The organism is Brevibacillus sp. NRRL NRS-603 (genome assembly GCF_003013445.1).
In the GTDB taxonomy this organism is placed as follows: domain Bacteria; phylum Bacillota; class Bacilli; order Brevibacillales; family Brevibacillaceae; genus Brevibacillus; species Brevibacillus formosus.
The window spans coordinates 1-18,227 of sequence record NZ_PXZN01000031.1 but is presented as its reverse complement, the minus strand read 5'-3'; the positions used below and the strand labels follow the sequence as shown (position 1 = coordinate 18,227).

Below are 18,227 nucleotides of genomic sequence, written 5' to 3'. Positions count from 1 at the left end.
TCATAAAAAAAGATAGTAAGGATTGAATATCCCTACTATCTTTTTTTATCTAGGGAATCGAACATTGGACAAAATCAAAAAGCTCGCTGGTAATGCGGGACTTTTATGCTTACATCTATCTATTAATCAAATTTAATTTTAAATACATCACCCGCATTCCCACCAAAAACGATCATCCCACTTTCAGGCAGTACTACCGAATGATTGTTACTTGCCTTTGAAAAGTTCACAGTCATTCCATTCTTGTCATAAACGGCGAATCCACCGCTTACCGGAGTCTCAACGTTCATAACTCGGTTGGCTGATTTTGCATCGATTTTATACCAGCTAGCCTTACCATCCGATGGTATGACGCATAATGAATCTTTCCCATCATTAAAGGTTGGAATAGCATCTTCACTGATATAGGATAATCCATTGATCTTTACATACTCTTTTTGGTTCTTGTGATAGAAATTCAAATCAAAAGCGTCTCTTCCGTTTGCAACAGGGATTTGAATTACATTTACTGCTTTATTGTTGTCAACAATTTTAGTGCCTGAAGCGAATCCATGGCTGATATCAACTGATATATCTTTGGTCACAAGCGCATTGTTTAGATACAACACTGAAGTGATCTTTTCATCTAAAGCGTAGTATTTTTTTCCATTTCTATGTTCCCATACCGTTTTCACTGACTGTTTTAGTGGATTGGAAGCTAACTTTTGAAATTCATAGGTTACCGAAAACGATTGACCTAATCCTGGAGTATTTATATATGCGTTAAGTTTTAAATAGGTTTTTCCATTCTTCGCTCGGTCAAAGCTTATCGTTGCATTCCCATCGTTGTTTTTGAACTGTCCATTGCCGGTATATACATATTTTTGCGGCGGGACCCCTCCAAATGCTAGATCAGGTAAATGAATCTCTCCGTTCTTTATCTCCAGTTTTACCGTTTTACCTACACTACCGTATAACCCAGAGTATGCAAGCATACCGGATGGCATGTCCACTTTCACTGGAGGTTCAAATGTTTTTTCAGGTAGAATTTCTTTTATGATGCCTTTGGCTCTTAGATATTCCAATAAAATATTCGATGCAAATGAACTATTATAGGTACCACTGCCTCCCGATGAAAGCACAGCAATCGTAATATCATGTTCGGGTAAGGTAACCAAAGCAGCGTGATACATAATCGTATCTCCACCTTTAAATAATGCTGTTATTCCGTAATCACTAAACGGTGCTAAACGGACAGCATCCCAGCCAAGACCATAGTTAATCGAGTTCGTCTCTTCCGGAACCCACACACCTTTTCTATACTCATGACTTTGCATAGCCTTTGCAGACTTCTCAGATAAAATATCCGTTCGATTCCCGATTAATACTTCACCGAATTCAGTTACTTCTTCAGCCGTGGAGTAAAGACCACCTGTCCCTATGATATTGATATTCTCAACGGGTAAAGCTTGATCCAACCCAGGAAAATAAGTTTTTATGAGCCTGTCTCTATCAAAAGAATCAAGTGGTGTTTTGGTAGAGGTCAATTGAAGAGGATCAGAAATATAGGTTTCAAGAAATTCGCTATAACTTAAACCGCTCACTCGTTCAATCAATATTTCAAGCAGCTGAAAACCATCATTGCAATATACCGAAAACTCGCCGGGGGTAGACTTTAAGCTTTCGGATTGTAATCTTACCAATAATTCATCATGATTTTTCGTATCATTATCATCAAATAAAAAACTATTCCCATATTGACTACCGTAAATTCCTGAAGAATGATTCATCAACATACGTGGCGTAATCTGTTTATATCGTTTATCTGCCATTTTAAAGTCCTTGATATACGTGGTTAGCGGCTTATCAATATCAATTTTTTTAGAATCAGCCAGCACCATCGTTGCAGCAGTCACGTACATTTTACTTACCGAGCCGATTCCAAACATCGTGTCTTCGGTGATCGGACTTTTGGTCGCTTTATCGTATACACCAGCACTGCCTGATAAGACAATGGATCCATGATCCCTAATTGCATATTGCAATCCACTTGCACCATATTCGGATACGATCTTTGAAGCCTGCTCCTGTGCCTTTTCTTCTACAGTATCAGGATTCGTTAGAGCAAAAGCAGGGGTGACCGGTATTGCCATAAGAATAGCGCTCATGAATACAGAAACCACCTTCTTCATTATTCATTCCTCCTCGTAATTCTTGCTGTATTGTACTTGCTGAAATGATCATACGAGGAAAAGGTCTGCTAGAATAAAAATGACCCTGAAACGAAAAAAACAATCCCTAAACAACATGTTGTCTAAGGATTGTTGCTTTAATATGGAAGCAGGACCATATTGTTAAATTCTTTATGTTTCGTTTCTATGGTCATATGACCACCATACTTGTCACAGATTCTAGCTATGTTTGTTAATCCAATACCATGAAATTCCGCGTTTGGTTTTTGGCTGCGCAAATAGGCAAATTCATTCTCCATATGATTCAAGATGTGAATGAGAAGGGTAGACTCGGTAGAATATATTTTGATTAGAATGTACCTATCTTCTGCAATTTTTACTCGTTTAGATGCTTCAATTGCGTTATCTAGCATATTTCCTAGGGCTACACATAAGTCATAACGGTCAATATTTACTTCCTGGGAATATAGGTTAATCTTCGTATCTATTCTGATACCATTGGCTTGTCCGATATTAAGTGTATTTGTGACAAGGGCATCTATAGCCAGATTCCCCGTATTAACACGATGATAGGCTCCTTCGACTTTATTTAAAGTAGTCTTGATATGTTCCATTGCCGCTTCTAACTCATTTCGCTTAATACATTCTTCGATATACAAAAGCTGTTGGTTCGTATCATGAATGATTCGTTTAATCGATTTGAAGCTGTGAACTGTTTTTTCGTAATTCGCATCTTGATAGTCCATTTGATGTTGCAACTGCGAATTCTCATGCATAAATTGAAATTTATCAACGATATTATCAAAAATATAGAAAATGATAACATTTAAGAGAAGAAATCCAATGACGGAAATGAAAGAATAAACGTCCTTATAAGTTAGAATACTCAGCTGGTATATACTTACAACAGGAATAACCAAGAATAATACGTAGTAACGATTATCCAAAGAGAAGCTTCTACGTTTTGCAAGTAGTCGTATGATCTGAATGATCGCAAACATGATCATGGAACCGAGTAAAATAGCTTTCGTATTGGCTATTTGATCTTGTTCATTTATAGGGTTAAAGCTAAAGTCAACTGAATCTAGGGAATAAAATAAATAGAGCGATATAAAATAAGAGAGAGATACTAAAACACAGTAAAGCATAGAAAAAGTAAACTTCGTTTTAAATTCTACTGTATAAGATTGCGCAAAACTAAATATCACAAGAAAAGATAGCATCGAAGATAAAATGAGAGAAGCTGGTATAACTAGATATAGGTAATCGAGCACCCCAAAGATAATAAAGTAAATGAATCGGTTTTGTTTTTTAGCTGAATTATCTAATACCGAATTGAAGAAAAAATTAACTTGCAAACCCATCAGAAGTATAATGCAAAAGACAATCGGAAAATTATTTTGAATCATATCAATCGACCTTCATAATCATAAATTTGGTGTAAGTATCTTTTACCTCTTTCATTTTAGAACGGCCTATAGGCAATTCCTTCCCATTGGACATGAGAACCACTCCGCTAGCAAATTTCTTCACATGTAGCAGATTAATAATAATGGAACGATGGATTTGTATGAAGTTACAATCCTTTAAGGCCAGAGCATAGTCAGAAATGATGCCTTTGCTTTCATAGGTTTGATTCGTGGTCGTAAAATGAAGCTTGCTTTTTATGGTTAAGCTTTTGGCAGCTTCAATACTAATAATTTCATCATATTTTAATACGACTTCTTCATAGCCTGACTTGATGACCATATACTTTTTATCAAGTGCTTGAAAGTATTGGTGTAGCTTGATGATTTTCTCCTCCAAGATCGAAGGTGCAATAGGTTTTATCAAGTACTGGAATGTCATGACGTCAAAACTTTCCATCATATATTTTGGGTAACTTGTCAGAAAAATAATTTGTTCATCCAGGTTATTTAACCCTCTTATTGTTCGAGCTGTTTGAATTCCGTTCATTCCACTCATTTCAATGTCCAAAATTAAAATATGAAATGGAATTTCATGGCGCTCATAATAAGATACCAACTGCTCTCCCGAGTCGAATGATTCAATTACAAATTCAATATTTGTCTTTATCGACAATGTAATTAGAATGCTTTTAACAAACTCTCTATGTTTCTCCTCATCATCGCAAATAGCCACTCTATACATAAATGATGTACCCTCGTTCCATTCCCTTTATTTTAAAGTTCTATCATAAACATGATACAACCTATAGACTTTATATAGATAGCTTTTGGATGAAATGCAAATTTGAATCCCTTAAATCACTTCTCACGTGATAAAGGCCTAGAAAAGAGCCTGTATCTACAATTACTTGGCAAACGTAGATACAGGCTTTTAATTTTATTGTCTAATCCTGCTTATGTATATTGAATGTGAAATCAAGGTTTTTTTCGTCCAAACGAGCTTGGCAGGAAGCCGAACCGAGCCAGGTATGTGGATTGCCAGCCCAGCACCAGCCTAGCTTCGGTTTATTTTCGCTGATCCACATGGCCGTTACGCGTCGGTCGCCACAACGAGAGCCGAGCAGAGAAAAGCCGTTGTTTTTCTTTACCCGATCCGGGAAGTGAGTGATGAGGGCAATTCCTTCCTCTAGCGTGAGTGGGGAACGCTGTTGCTCCATGAGGATGGGCATCGCGTCATTCGGAGTGACGTTCAGCGTCTCTTGTCCCGTATCAATTCCGGTCATCAGGTAAGCCATTCCTGTAGGAATCTCTATGCCCTCGATAGGTGTAAACCGCCGGATTTCTTCTGCATCCATGACACTGAAGCCAGCTTTCTTTTGCCGCTCGATGGCTTGCATCGCTTTTTCTCCGTCGAACCAATCACCTTTCACCACGAGAACAAAGGGGACGAGGCCCTCTTGGTGGTCGTCTTCTTGAATGGGGAGAGCTTCTGCCAGTGGTTGCAGCGGGGCCAGATTTTCCCTAAACTCATCTGCTGTCATGCCCGCCATTTTAGGATAGCCCTTTTGAATGAGCGTTGTCAGTTGCCTTTCGAATTCAGCTTTGTGCATGGGTCATGCGCCTCCTTCCACTTGTCACATTCATCTTACAACATTGGTGCGAATTCTAAGGTTTCTCCAAAATAAAAGGAATAAAGTAGATTGGAATTGAAATAACCTTACAACTAAACTTTAATCTTTGTGGAAGAAAATCGGTTAGGAGGCTGTTTGCCATACGCCCTATTGATATTGCACGCAAGCTGAAGCTGAGCACGAGCGCATTGCGCAATTATGAAGCGCATGGGTTGGTTCCGCCTGTAGAGCGGTCAGCGAGCGGCTACCGGAAGTATACGGAGGAGCACGTTGCTTATTTTACCTGTATTCAAGCCATGTCTCCTGGTTTTGGGATGGATGTGACCGCGCAGGTGATGCGGCTGATCCAGGATAGACAGTTGCAAGGTGCTCTGTGGCTTGTGAATGAGGTACAGGCTAATTTGCATCGGGACAAGCAGTTAGCCGAACGAAACGTGGCGATGCTTGAAGACGGCCCAGCAGGAAAGGGTGAGGAAGCTGAAAACAACGAATGGATGACGATTGGGGAGGTAGCAGCCATGTCTTCACTGCCCAGCTCAACCATCCGCCACTGGGAAAAGGTTGGACTCATTAAGACTTCCCGCGATGAGAAAAATGGCTACCGTCTCTTCAATCGCTCGCAAATCCGCAAAATCATGCTGCTTCGTACGCTGCGACCTGCTGTCTATTCTTTATCGGTTGTGGAGTTAAAGGAAGCCATCGCGAACATGAATGAAGAGGATGTAAAAGAGGCGCGAAATATTGCTTTGGAAACGCTGCGCTATCTGGATCAGATGAATCTCGTACAAATGCGTGGAGTTTTCTATTTCTATCAATTATGCAAAGTGGTTCAGTTGGTCGAAGAATGAGATGGCCAAAAGAGAAAACCCTCTTCTGCTCATTCGCAAAAGAGGGGATGTCATCGTTATTCAACAAAGAGTGATACTCGCTCAAATCCTGCATCTGAGATGCGAATCAAGCCCGTATCCGATATGTGCAACGTCGGTATGACGACCAGAGCAAGCAAAGACAATGTCATAAAGGCGTAGTTCATCGTGCAGCCCGCCTTCACCAACGCTCGGCTAATCTCCATGGATTGCTGCACAACTGTTTCATAAGACTCGGTCGACATCAGTCCAGCTAAACGCAACGGAAGCTCGACAATTTCGCCGTCTCCAGTCACGACAGCGATACCGCCTTGCATGCGGATCACAGCATTGGCTGCTTGTGCCATCCGCTCATCATCGTTTCCAATGACAAGCACGTTATGGCAGTCGTGGGCGACAGTCATGGCAATCGCTGCTGGCTGGTTAAATCCGACATTGCCGACAATCCCGATGCCAGAGCCGCCTGTTTTCCCATGGCGTTCGAAAACAGCCATTTTGCACAACGAGCTCTCGGGCGTAATCTGTAGCTCACCATTTGCGACAGCTACATCGACAAACACTTCGTCCGTCTCTACGTGATTTTCGCGGACAACTGCCACGCGCGTCTGGATCGTCCCGGACGGAACAGGGGTCTTGATGATGAAGTCAGATGGTGTGAGCTCAGCCTTGATTTTCACCGAGTTGACGGCAAACTCAGGGTAAGGGAACGGAGGGAGTTCGAGCGTCATTTCACCGTTTTCCGCCACTACTTCACCGCGTGCGATCGTCATCACGACATTTACATCAGCCAGATTTCCGTCGAGCAAAATGATATCGGCGATGATACCCGGTGCAATCGAGCCTACATCCCTTGCGACACCGAATCGCTCTGCTGTATTGATGGTCGCCATTTGGAAGGCAGTAACGGGCTTCACCCCTTGCGAGATCGCATGTCTGACAATGAAGTTCATATGACCTTCTTCTTTCAACGAGTCACAGATGCGGTCATCGGACACGAGCATCATCCGGCGGGAGTCAATGCCCTGTTCGGTGTGTGCTTTGATCGTTGCTGCAACATCGTGCCAGGCTGAGCCGCGGCGCATTTTGGCATACATGCCGAGGCGTACGCGCTGTGCGACATCTTCGCTGGTCACACACTCATGGTCGCCGGTTACACCCGCAGCTGCATAAGCAGCCAGACGCGGATCACTTGACGGCCATGTATAGTGACCGTCCACTACTTTTCCTGCCCGCAGTGTTGCTTGAATCTCTCCAATCATTTTCGGGTCTCCGTACACGACACCAGGGAAATTCATGACTTCTCCGAGCGCGATCATATCTGGTCCCCAGCTCAATGCTTCCGCGACCTCCGCTGGTCCAAATTCTGCCCCGGCCGTTTCAAAAGAAGCATCCGTTGAAGGGACGCAGGAAGCGACCTGCATGTAAGCAGCCATTGGTGTTTGTCTCGCCTCATCCAGCATGATCCGCAAACCAGGAAGACCGAGAACATTCGAGATCTCATGCGCATCGAAAAAACCGCCTGTCGTTCCGAGCGGCAGCACCGCATTGGCGAACTGCGTCACGGACAGCATGCTGCTTTCGATATGACAGTGCCCGTCCAACAGTCCCGGTGCCATATACTTTCCTTTTGCATCAATGATCTTGGTGGATTCATCAGTCATCCCTTCCACAAAAGGACCGACATAGGCGATACGGGTGCCGACGACAGCGATGGACATATTCGGCAAGATTTCACCGGAGAGAACATTGACGAGAGTGCCGTTATGGATGAAGAGGGTCGCTTTTTTCTCCCCTCTGGAAAAGGCAACGAGATCAGGAATGCAATCTGCGAGTGGAGGTCTTGCAAAGGACGAATGCTGCTGTGTCATGTTTACTATCACCTCATGCTGGATTTGGTTTTTTACATATCGTACACATCGAAGGAGAAGGAAGCTAGTTTTCTTTTAGAAAAAATTTTGATGAAGAGGGTGCAGTGTATGACGAGAGTAAAAGTCAGGTATATAAAAATATCGTCCTACCTAAAGCTGTGCGTGGGAGCTGGGGTTTCGATCGGGGTATTGGATGGGACCATCCGTTTTCTATTATTGCTCGTAATGGGACAGTTTAGCGCTTCGGAAGCTTTGATTTTCAGTATGCAGGTGAAGGGATGGACAGCGGGAATCTTGCACGTGCTTTCCGTACCGCTGCTGTATGGCTTGGGTGCATTACTGTTTGGTTTTGTCTCCTATTTTCCATTTATGTACTATCTCAAGTGCAAGAAGGGTCTTGTGATCGAAGGAGTATTTGAAGGGGAGCATCGCGAGGACATTCCAAAATAAAGCACCTCCCATTTTCACCGTTGTTGAAAGTGAAAACAGGAGGCGCTGCCTAGTGCTCTGTTACCTCTATTTCATTTGTCTTGGTTTTCCGCAGTTTGTAAATCGTAACGAGTAAAATAAACCACACAGGCGTGATGAACAAGGCGACGCGTGTATCATCCGCAAGTGCCAGCACGACCAGAATGAAGGCAAGGAATGCCAGGATCAGATAATTGGCAAAAGGATAGAGCGGCATTTTAAATGAATTCGCTTTTGCTAAATCTGGTCTCGTTTTACGATATTTCAAATGACAGATGACGGTGATTCCCCAAATAAAGATAAAACAGACGGTCGAAACACTTGTGATCAGTGTAAATACGCCCTCTGGCATGACGTAATTCAATACAACGGCGATAAGGATAACAACTGTCGAAAAGAATAGTGCATTTGCCGGGACCTTGTTGGCAGTCAGTTTGGTAAGGGGCACAGGTGCATTCTTTTCTTTGGCAAGGGAGTAAACCATCCGGCTTGTACTAAAAATGGCGCTGTTACATGCGGAAGCGGCGGATGTCAGTACGACGAAGTTGACGATACCGGCAGCGGCTGCAATACCAATCGCTGCGAAGACCTGCACGAATGGACTCTCCAACGGGTTGATCGCGTTCCAAGGATAAATGCTCATGATGACGATGAGTGCGCCAACGTAGAAAATCAAAATCCGAATCGGGATTTGGTTAATCGCTTTTGGAATGACTCGTTTTGGGTCTGCTGTTTCACCGGCTGTCAGACCGACGAGCTCGATTCCAACAAATGCGAACACGACCATCTGGAAGGAGAGAAGGAACCCATTAAAGCCGTTAGGGAACATACCGCCATGACTCCAGAGATTCGTGAAGGTGGACGCACCTGCATTCGTAGAAAAGCCCTTGATGATCATGAAAATACCGACAAAAATCAGGGCGAGAATCGCTATAACCTTAACGAGAGCAAACCAAAATTCCATTTCTCCAAAAAGCTTCACTGTCGCCAGGTTCATGATTAACAAAATCACGAGGGCGATTAAGCCTGGCATCCACTGCGGTATTTCCGGAAACCAAAATTGCGTATACAGGCCAACAGCTGTCAGGTCGGCCATGGCGATGGAAATCCAGCAAAACCAGTAAGTCCAGCCCGTGACAAATGCGGCCATATTCCCCAAATAGTCTTTGACGAAGTCCACAAAAGAATGGTAGTTCAAATTGCTCAAGAGGAGCTCCCCGAGTGAGCGCATGATTAAAAAGCAGATGATGCCCGTAATCAAGTAAGCAAATAAGATGGATGGGCCGGCCAAATGAATCGATTTTCCTGCGCCCAAAAATAATCCTGTTCCGATTGCTCCGCCGATCGCGATGAGTTGTACGTGTCTGTTTTTTAGACCTCTCTCCAATTTTTGATCCTGCATACGATCCACCTCTCTATATATTTAGTTAGTTTTTAATTTTTAGATTTTTACTAAGCAGATAATGTTCATATTAACATAACTATTGTTGTTTCACATATGTTTATTTATTTTTATAGAAAAAAAGCATTTAATTATGAACGAAATAGGAACATCTTGGAAGTGTTGGCTCTTTTAAACAAAAGGCTGCACTTTTTTTGTATTTCAGAAAAAAGAAGATATTGACATGAGAATGGAAATCATTTAATTTTGCATTAGGGCAACTTTTTTATACGTGGGCATATTAGTTTGATTCGGGGAATATTATTGGTACAAGACTACATTGTTGTGTTCAGGCATAAGTTCCGTGTAGGAATTACCCGTTTGGTTTTTGGGCGGGATTATATAACGGGATATTATTTGGAGGGAAAAATCATGGATTCTGCTATTGCAGTAAGGGACCTGCATGTCTCTTATTTTGGGAACGAAGTTGTTCGGGATGTCTCGTTTGATGTTGAGCTAGGGAGCATGGTTGGAATCATCGGTCCTAACGGGGCAGGGAAGTCAACCCTGATCAAAGCGCTGTTGGATCTCATTCCGAGAGATAAGGGGAATGTGCGGATTTTTGGGAAAGAGACAAATGAATTCCGGAAAAAAATCGCTTATGTACCACAGCGGAGCATGATTGATTGGACATTTCCCATCACGGTCATGGACACTGTACTGATCGGAACATATCCAAGTGTTGGGCTGTTCAAATTTCCGAAGAAAAAGGAAAAAGCATGGGCGCTGGAATGCCTGAGAAAGGTAGGGCTGGAGGATTTCCGCGACAGGCAGATTGGGGAGCTCTCAGGCGGGCAGCAACAGCGTGTCTTCCTGGCAAGGGCACTTGCGCAAAAACCGGAGCTGCTGCTTCTGGACGAGCCGTTTGTGGGGATTGATGTGGCGAGCGAGGACACCATCATTCGTATTTTGAAAGAGCTGCAATTTCAGGATAAAACCATCGTGGTCGTCCATCATGACTTGTCCAAAGCATATGCGTATTTTGATCAGCTCCTTTTAATGAACAAGGAATTGATCAAGTTTGGTACGGTCGATGAAGTGCTGAATCGAGAAGTCATGTCGAGAGCATATTCCTATCAGCTACCATTTCTCGAAAAGACCGAGGTGCTTGCATAATGGATTTCTTGATGGCAATTGGACAGTATGAGTTTTTGCAAAAAGCATTGTTTACATCTGTAGTGGTTGGGTTAATTTGCGGAGTCATCGGTAGCTTTATCATCTTGCGTGGAATGTCGTTGATGGGGGATGCCATCTCACACGCTGTTTTGCCCGGGGTGGCCCTCTCCTATGCTTTTGGAATTAATTTCTTCGTGGGTGCTGTTTTAACAGGTGTGCTCACCGCTGTTGGAATTGGCTACGTGAGCCAAAATAGCCGCATCAAGAACGACACGGCAATTGGAATTTTGTTCACGTCCGCCTTCGCAATCGGAATCATCATGGTTACGATGCTGAAAAGCAGTACGGATCTCTATCACATTTTGTTCGGGAATGTATTGGCTGTGCGTTCGTCAGACATGTGGGTGACAGTTGGCATCGGGGTTATCGTCATCGTGACAGTCTACGCTTTTTTCAAAGAACTGTTACTGACTTCGTTCGATCCGACCATTGCGGCTGCCTACGGCTTGCGTAACAACCTCATTCATTACTTGCTGATGACCTTGTTGACGATGGTAACAGTCGCTTCCTTGCAAACCGTAGGAATCGTGCTCGTCGTCGCCATGCTGATTACACCGGCTGCTACTGCCTATCTTTTGACAGACCGTTTGTCGATCATGATCTTCTTGGCTGGCGGTTTCGGGATGCTGTCTTCGGTTATCGGCCTTTATTTTAGCTTTACCTATAATTTGGCCTCTGGTGCTACGATTGTCGTCGTTGCAACTGTGTTATTCTTCCTGGCCTTTCTCTTCTCCCGAAAACACGGGGTAGTGTGGAAATCAATCCGAGCCCGGCAAAAACGAGTCGAGCTCTTAAAGTAAAGGAGAATTATCGTCATGAAAAAGTGGAATCTGTTTTTCGTTTTTCTTATATCAACTGTGTTGATGGCAGCGTGTGGTGCTCCGCAAAGTGCGAACGAGCCCACGAAATCAGATAGTGATAAGCTTCAGGTCGTAACCACGTATTCCATCCTGTATGACATCGTGAAAAACGTTGGGGGGGATCGGGTAGAGATCCATAGTCTCGCTCCAATTGGCTCCAATCCGCATGAATATGATCCACTGCCTGCTGACGTGCAAAAAACGACGGATGCAGACGCGGTTTTCTACAACGGACTGAATTTGGAAGCAGGTAACTCCTGGTTCGATAAACTGATGACCACAGCAGGCAAAACAGGTCCAGACGCACCCGTTTTCCGACTCAGTGAGGGCGTAGCAGCCAAGCACTTGACGACCAAAGGCAAAGAGAGCGAAGAAGACCCGCACGCTTGGCTAGATGTACGCAATGGCATCAAGTATGCGGAGAATGCAAAAAATGCCTTGATCAAGGTGGACCCAGCGCACAAGGAAACGTACGAGCAAAACGCCAAGAAGTACATCGAACAGCTGACTGCTCTGCACGAGGAAGCGGTGAAGCAATACAACCAGATTCCAAAAGAACAGCGTTTGCTTGTGACGAGCGAGGGAGCGTTCAAATATTTCAGCGAAGCGTACGATTTTGAAGCGGCATACATTTGGGAAATCAACTCGGAGAACCAAGGAACACCAGAGCAGGTCACACAGGTGGTTGATACGATCCGTGCGAAAAAAATCCCGGCTCTGTTCGTAGAGACAAGTATCGATCCACGCAGCATGGAGATGGTATCGAATGAAACGGGTGTACCGATTGTCGGGAAAGTATTTACGGACTCTCTCGGAAAGCCGGGAGAAGATGGCGATACGTACATCAAAATGATGGAATGGAATATCAAGACGATTTACGAAGGATTGACCAAGAAATAAGCCTGGCAAAAGCAAAGCACAGCTCTCCTAATCAGGGGCTGTGCTTTTAAATTCTTCCACTGCTTAACATATTTCATATGATTGAGGTATAATAGGCTAGTGTGTAAAAGGAATCCGGAGTATTCATATTTAATCTGTCATATTGAAAGAGAGTGGGATTATGGGTCGTAAATGGAACAATATCAAAGAGAAGAAAGCTTCTAAAGATGCGAGCACCAGTCGTATTTACGCGAAGTTCGGGAAGGAAATTTACGTAGCGGCAAAGCAAGGCGAGCCGGACCCAGAGTCCAACCGTGCTCTGAAGGTCGTCCTGGAGCGTGCCAAAACGTACAGCGTACCGAAAGCGATTATCGACCGCGCGATTGATAAAGCAAAAGGCGGCTCTGATGAAACCTTTAGCGAGCTGCGCTATGAAGGCTTTGGGCCAAACGGCTCCATGATCATCGTGGATGCACTGACCAACAACGTAAACCGCACAGCTCCTGAGGTTCGTGCCGCTTTCAACAAAAACGGCGGTAACATGGGCGTATCCGGTTCTGTTGCTTATATGTTTGACCCAACAGCGGTATTTGGCTTGGAAGGCAAATCCTCTGATGAAGTGCTGGAAATCTTGATGGAAGCGGACGTAGACGTGCGTGACATTTTGGAAGAAGACGGTGCTGTCATTGTTTACGCAGATGCCGAGCAATTCCACGCTGTACAAGAAGCACTCAAAAACGGCGGCGTCACAGAGTTTACCGTAGCTGAACTGACCATGCTGCCGCAAAACGAAGTAACGCTGACAGAAGATGTACAAGCTCAATTCGAAAAGCTGATTGATGCTTTGGAAGACTTGGACGATGTGCAGCAGGTTTACCATAACGTTGATTTAGGTGAATAATGATTTCGATGGGGAAGACCTTTGTTTTAGGACAGAGGTCTTTTTTATGTGGCTTCGGATTGGCTGCGGTGAGGAGAAGAATATTTCCAGTCTAGGCTCCAGGCTCCGTCCCGCTGAGGGATGAGACTGTCCGCTCCGAAGGGATTTGCGGGGAAACGCAAAAGTGGTAGCCGCTTCGTCGCGTGGGCACGGTTGCGTTTCTGTTGCCCGCAAATCCCTTCTCCGCTGGGTAGGACTCCACAAGTCGCTACGTCTGGAAATATTCTTCTCTGTCGTAAGTGATGAGGTTCTTCAATCTTTCAGGGCATTTATAACCCGTTTAACATTAGTAGCTCGTAGAGGACATGAGAAAATAACGAGTATGACAGGGAGTACTCCGACTACATTTAGTTCAGGATACGAATTAACTAATCAGTTCAAGCAAGGTAGAATTTGGTTTGCCCCAATTGTATTGAGTCGGATAGAAAGATAATACCAAGACCAGTACTAAGCTCATATTTCAAAAGTACTGATAGTTGCGAAGAGAAAAATTAAACAAGGTGTCATGAAAAAATGTTTGTAATAGCAAACGAAGAAGTAGTACCTCTCCAAGAACTTTCTCAGAATTTTGTGGGGTTTCTACTTCTGTTTCGTTCACTGAAAACGAAAGCCGAACTCTGAGTTAGATACCTCCGATGCTTCATTTCACACAAAGTAGCTGCATCAATGATTGTCAAACCTCTTGCTTATCAAGTATTTAATAATCTTGCCTAAAGAAAATATTTGCAAAAAAGGTGGAAACGATCGTTTGTATACAGATCACAATATGTCAACATTTTGACGAGCGTTAACAGAGGCTTTAGCGGCAGTTAATGTATCTAGGAGTTCGTTTAATGATTCTCGTATCGGGAATTTTGTTTGTAGGTTCATCTTAGTTAGGGTCAGTGTTTTTAGCGGTGGTTTGGATTGATTCATGTCTTTCAAGTCATTGAATAACTCTATATGTGTACTTATAGATAAATACCAAAATGTGGTACAATGAGAAGCGATATATGGCTAATTCGTAATACTAGAGGTGAAATTTATGGATTTGAAAGTTAATATTCAGCAAGACTTGTGGGAAGCAATAGAGAAAAACTATGAAAATGAGAGTTACTCAAGTGCCATCTTAGATACAATCCATTTATTAACAGAAACTATTAGAAATAAAACAGGCTTAGAGGGAGATGGCGCAAGTTTAATAGGACAAGCATTTAGTGGCGATAATCCTAAGATACAAATTAATAAATTGCAGACTGAGTCTGAAAAGAATGTACAAAGAGGAATGCAAGAATTAATAAGGGGCTTGTATACAGCCATAAGAAATCCAAGAAGTCATGATAAGCATAGCGATACTAAAGCTGAAGCTGATGCCATAATATATTTTATTGATTATTTATTGAAAATTATAAATAAGTCGAAGGCGAGTTTTGAAGAAACTACATTCTTAAATAGGGTATTTGAGAAATATTACGTAAAAACAGAAGAATACTCAAAATTATTAGTTGATGAGATTCCGAAACGCCAGAGAACAAATATTGCTATAGAAGTTATTTTGCAACGAAAGAAAGGAGATGTGTACAATCTTGAGAGTTTTTTAGCAGCCCTTTTTGATGAGTTAGATGAGAACGATATTTCCCAAGTATATAAAGTAATTAGTGAAGAATTAAAGTACACAAGTTCAGACGAAGATATACGAACAATTTTACATATAGCTCCAGGAAAGCTTTGGAGCAGAGTAGATAAAGTGGTAAAAATCAGGATAGAAAACATGTTACTAGAAACTGTTATATCGGGTAAATATGATACTTTAAATAAGAGGTGTAGATTTGGTTCACTGGGGACTTGGATTAAAACAGAGCATTTAACGAATTTTGAAGATATTAGTCAGTGGACTCGAGTGGTAGTCAATAAAGTAATAGAGGGCGATGACGAGGAAAGAGCCTATATCCAAAATTACTTTTGGCACAAAATCTGTGCGGCGAATAGGAAAAATTTACATAACGCACTTGAATATTACTTCAGAAAAGGGCTACAGAATAAAGATGATGCGATAGTGAAACAATTAAAATTTCAAATACAATTCGATGAAAATCATCCGTGGTGGAAGGTTTTTGAAGAAGAATTAATAGAATATCCTGAGATAAAATATATAGATTTTCCATTTTGAAGAATTGTAATAAATTGATTAGGTATGTGGATTATGCTATTGGTGATAGTGAATGTCGGTAAACAAAAATTTAGTTTTAGATACAGGACGAGAAGACAATACGTTCGCCAAGCTCCATTAACATTGATACTAAGAATGTTGTAAAGTACCGCATGATGGACAGTTGAAAGCGTAAAGTCTTAAGTACCTAGCATTTGAGGCATCAATATGATGCTTCTTTTTTATGACAAGAATCGGGGAGCAAACTAGTTGCTTTGTAAAAACGACTCGAGATACAAATTTATTTCTGGAACTAACTCGAACAATGTAATGAGTTAAGAGGATTTATCTGGAAATATGTAGAATTGTATCGTTTAGGAAAATAGAACTAGGGGGGAATAAATTGAGTAACCTTGATATCTTTAATATTGTTGCAGGTGGTATTTCTATTATTTCATTCTTGGTATCTTTGTATGCAGCCAAAACTGTATACACAATTAAAAAGCAGATTAACAAGACAAATAGCGACAATACTGTTCAGACAACAAATGGAGTAAATTCACCTATTTATTCTTCTAAGGGTGATATGAATATTAACAGGTAGGTGAAAAAAGTGAGCTTTGAAACTTATGGTGAAAATTCTCCAATATACACATCCCAAACTATGGTTATTAATCAAAATGCGACGCCAATTGTAATTGATCCAAATGAGATGGGAGAGCTAATAAATATCTTCTTCTCTAAAATAAAGGAGTTGCGAGAGTTATCGACTGCAACGTTCAATGAAAAACTTAAAAGAACAGATATAAAAAAGAAGAACAGTATTAATGGTATGTCACCTGGATACTATGGAGCAGCTATAAAAAATTACATCCCTTATTTTAATGAGATTGATATTTATTTAAGTGAACCTGCGAATGAATTAGAGAATAAACGCTATAGGTTTATTGCTCGTGACGTAAACAGAAAAATTGCAGCATTTAAAAAAAGATTTGGAGCTTTTGATGAAACTTTTGAATATGTTATAACTAAGTTTACTGCAGAAGCAGGGCAGAAATTTGAATTGGATTTTCGGAAAAAAGAACTAATACCGATACTGTTGGCTTATATGTATTACTTCTGTGATATAGGTGAGAATGATGAAGCTGACACCTAATAAGCATTTTAACGTGCAAAAATCCCTTCTTGTTAAGACTACATTTCTAATAAACATTTTGGTGTCAGAACCATATGTGAAATTTGATGAGTTGTATCGAAGATATATTGCCAAAGATTCGGGAAATGATTTTAAATCATTTATATTAGCATTAGATTTATTGTTTGTCTTAGGAAAAATACGTTATTTTAAAGATAATGATACAATAGGACTGATAATTAATGAAACTAAATAAATTATATTGTTCTGAAAAGGACGCTTTTGAAGATATTTACTTTAATGAAAAATTAAATATTGTTCTTGCTGAAATCAGAAGGCCAGAAAACAAGCGTAAATCAAGCCATTGTCTTGGGAAGTCAATGTTAGCTTCATTAATAGATTATTGCCTATTAAAAATAATAGGTAAAGAATACTTTTTAAAGAAGCGTTACGAATTGTTTGGGGGCTTTATTTTTTTCTTAGAAGTTAAAATAAGTGAAAACGACTATATAACAATTAGACGAGCAGTAGAAGCGAAATCAAAAATTGCTGTAAAGAGACATTCTCTTGGACAACAAGATTATAGGTTGTTGCAAGATTCACAGTGGGATTTTGTAGGCGGCTTAAAAAAAGCAAAAAACCTAATAGAAGATGCTCTGAGTTTTGAAATTTTACCTAATCGAAACTACAGAGAGTCTCTAGGATATTTTTTAAGAAGCCCTGAAAGCTTTAGTAATGTTTTTAGATTACCAAAGTACATGCAATCAAACGATATTGAGTGGAAACCGATTGTGGCAGAACTACTTGGTTATAAATCAGAAAACATCATTTCTAAATATAAGAAGGATAAACAGCTTGAGGATATTAATAACGAGTTAACAACTTCAGTACAGAATGAATATGAAACTAACATTCAAGAGGAAAGATTAAAAGTAGTGCTCTCTTTAAAATCTGAAGAACTAGAAAAGAAAGAACAGCAGTATGATAGTTTTGATTTTGCAGAAGCTGATATTGAAAAACCAGAAAGTTTAGTCACAGAAATTGATGAGCAAATTTCAGTTTTAATTAAGAATAACTACTATTTAAAAAATAAAATTGAACATGCTAAGAAATCAATATTATATTTTGACTTTGACTTAGAAGAAATAAAGGAGTTTTATAATGAAATTGGCATATACTTCGAAAAGCAACTAGAAAAAGACTACTCTGATTTAGTTCTATTCAACAAAGAAATATTAAGTGAAAGAAATGAAAT

At 41.2% G+C, this 18,227-nt stretch carries 17 protein-coding genes; 11 read left to right on the top strand and 6 right to left on the bottom strand.

All coding sequences use genetic code 11. The annotated features are described in order from the left end of the window. Positions 1-122: 122 nt before the first annotated feature. From C7R94_RS22145 to C7R94_RS22130, 4 genes are all read right to left on the bottom strand, one after another. Positions 123-2,171, bottom strand: coding sequence for a serine hydrolase domain-containing protein (locus tag C7R94_RS22145; RefSeq protein WP_106784770.1), 2,049 nt, complete (start codon positions 2,169-2,171; stop codon positions 123-125). Between the two features lie 137 nt (positions 2,172-2,308). Next, the gene (locus C7R94_RS22140) at positions 2,309-3,580 is read right to left on the bottom strand and encodes a sensor histidine kinase (protein ID WP_106784768.1); all 1,272 of its coding nucleotides are present in this window, start codon (positions 3,578-3,580) and stop codon (positions 2,309-2,311) included. Between the two features lies 1 nt (position 3,581). After that, entirely contained in the window at positions 3,582-4,322 is a 741-nt protein-coding gene (locus C7R94_RS22135; RefSeq protein ID WP_106784766.1) for a LytR/AlgR family response regulator transcription factor, read from the bottom strand. A 202-nt stretch (positions 4,323-4,524) separates the two neighbouring features. Further along, positions 4,525-5,190: a DUF5701 family protein gene (locus C7R94_RS22130; protein WP_106784763.1), complete on the bottom strand. Its 666-nt coding sequence runs from the start codon at positions 5,188-5,190 to the stop codon at positions 4,525-4,527. A gap of 161 nt (positions 5,191-5,351) precedes the next feature. On the opposite strand from C7R94_RS22130, the gene C7R94_RS22125 reads away from it, so the two are divergent. After that, a complete protein-coding gene (locus C7R94_RS22125) occupies positions 5,352-6,059 on the top strand; it encodes a MerR family transcriptional regulator (RefSeq protein ID WP_106784761.1) in 708 nt (235 codons plus the stop codon). Between the two features lie 56 nt (positions 6,060-6,115). Here C7R94_RS22125 and C7R94_RS22120 read toward each other — a convergent pair whose 3' ends face one another. Next, positions 6,116-7,945, bottom strand: a complete 1,830-nt coding sequence (locus C7R94_RS22120) for an adenine deaminase (protein ID WP_106784759.1) — start codon at positions 7,943-7,945, stop codon at positions 6,116-6,118. Positions 7,946-8,053: 108 nt separating this feature from the next. Between C7R94_RS22120 and C7R94_RS22115 the strand changes: the two genes are divergently transcribed. Then, on the top strand, positions 8,054-8,395 hold the full coding sequence (locus tag C7R94_RS22115) for a hypothetical protein (protein ID WP_106784890.1): 342 nt from the start codon (positions 8,054-8,056) through the stop codon (positions 8,393-8,395). 49 nt (positions 8,396-8,444) lie between these two features. Here C7R94_RS22115 and C7R94_RS22110 read toward each other — a convergent pair whose 3' ends face one another. Beyond that, positions 8,445-9,815 (bottom strand): amino acid permease, encoded by a 1,371-nt coding sequence (locus C7R94_RS22110; RefSeq protein WP_106784757.1) that lies wholly within the window; start codon positions 9,813-9,815, stop codon positions 8,445-8,447. 411 nt (positions 9,816-10,226) lie between these two features. On the opposite strand from C7R94_RS22110, the gene C7R94_RS22105 reads away from it, so the two are divergent. The 9 genes from C7R94_RS22105 to C7R94_RS22065 all read left to right on the top strand — a co-directional run. After that, the gene (locus tag C7R94_RS22105; protein WP_047070745.1) at positions 10,227-10,970 is read left to right on the top strand and encodes a metal ABC transporter ATP-binding protein; all 744 of its coding nucleotides are present in this window, start codon (positions 10,227-10,229) and stop codon (positions 10,968-10,970) included. Then, positions 10,970-11,830: a metal ABC transporter permease gene (locus C7R94_RS22100; protein WP_106784754.1), complete on the top strand. Its 861-nt coding sequence runs from the start codon at positions 10,970-10,972 to the stop codon at positions 11,828-11,830. Before C7R94_RS22105 ends, C7R94_RS22100 begins: the two co-directional genes overlap by 1 nt. Before the next feature lie 15 nt (positions 11,831-11,845). Next, positions 11,846-12,790 carry a metal ABC transporter substrate-binding protein gene (locus C7R94_RS22095; protein ID WP_106784752.1) on the top strand — a complete coding sequence of 315 codons (945 nt, stop codon included), beginning with the start codon at positions 11,846-11,848 and terminating at the stop codon, positions 12,788-12,790. 160 nt (positions 12,791-12,950) lie between these two features. Continuing rightward, positions 12,951-13,670, top strand: coding sequence for a YebC/PmpR family DNA-binding transcriptional regulator (locus C7R94_RS22090; RefSeq protein ID WP_047070752.1), 720 nt, complete (start codon positions 12,951-12,953; stop codon positions 13,668-13,670). A 1,063-nt stretch (positions 13,671-14,733) separates the two neighbouring features. Continuing rightward, a complete protein-coding gene (locus C7R94_RS22085; RefSeq protein WP_106784749.1) occupies positions 14,734-15,858 on the top strand; it encodes a TIGR02391 family protein in 1,125 nt (374 codons plus the stop codon). A gap of 382 nt (positions 15,859-16,240) precedes the next feature. Beyond that, positions 16,241-16,441: a hypothetical protein gene (locus tag C7R94_RS22080; RefSeq protein ID WP_106784747.1), complete on the top strand. Its 201-nt coding sequence runs from the start codon at positions 16,241-16,243 to the stop codon at positions 16,439-16,441. 9 nt (positions 16,442-16,450) lie between these two features. Further along, the gene (locus C7R94_RS22075; protein ID WP_106784745.1) at positions 16,451-16,993 is read left to right on the top strand and encodes an ABC-three component system protein; all 543 of its coding nucleotides are present in this window, start codon (positions 16,451-16,453) and stop codon (positions 16,991-16,993) included. After that, complete coding sequence (locus C7R94_RS31035) at positions 16,974-17,228, top strand: ABC-three component system middle component 6 (RefSeq protein ID WP_369835019.1); 255 nt, start codon at positions 16,974-16,976, stop codon at positions 17,226-17,228. The genes C7R94_RS22075 and C7R94_RS31035 overlap by 20 nt, the downstream gene beginning before the upstream one ends. Beyond that, a partial coding sequence (locus C7R94_RS22065; protein ID WP_199197955.1) for a hypothetical protein occupies positions 17,215-18,227 on the top strand: 1,013 nt, incomplete at its 3' end. The genes C7R94_RS31035 and C7R94_RS22065, both read left to right, overlap by 14 nt.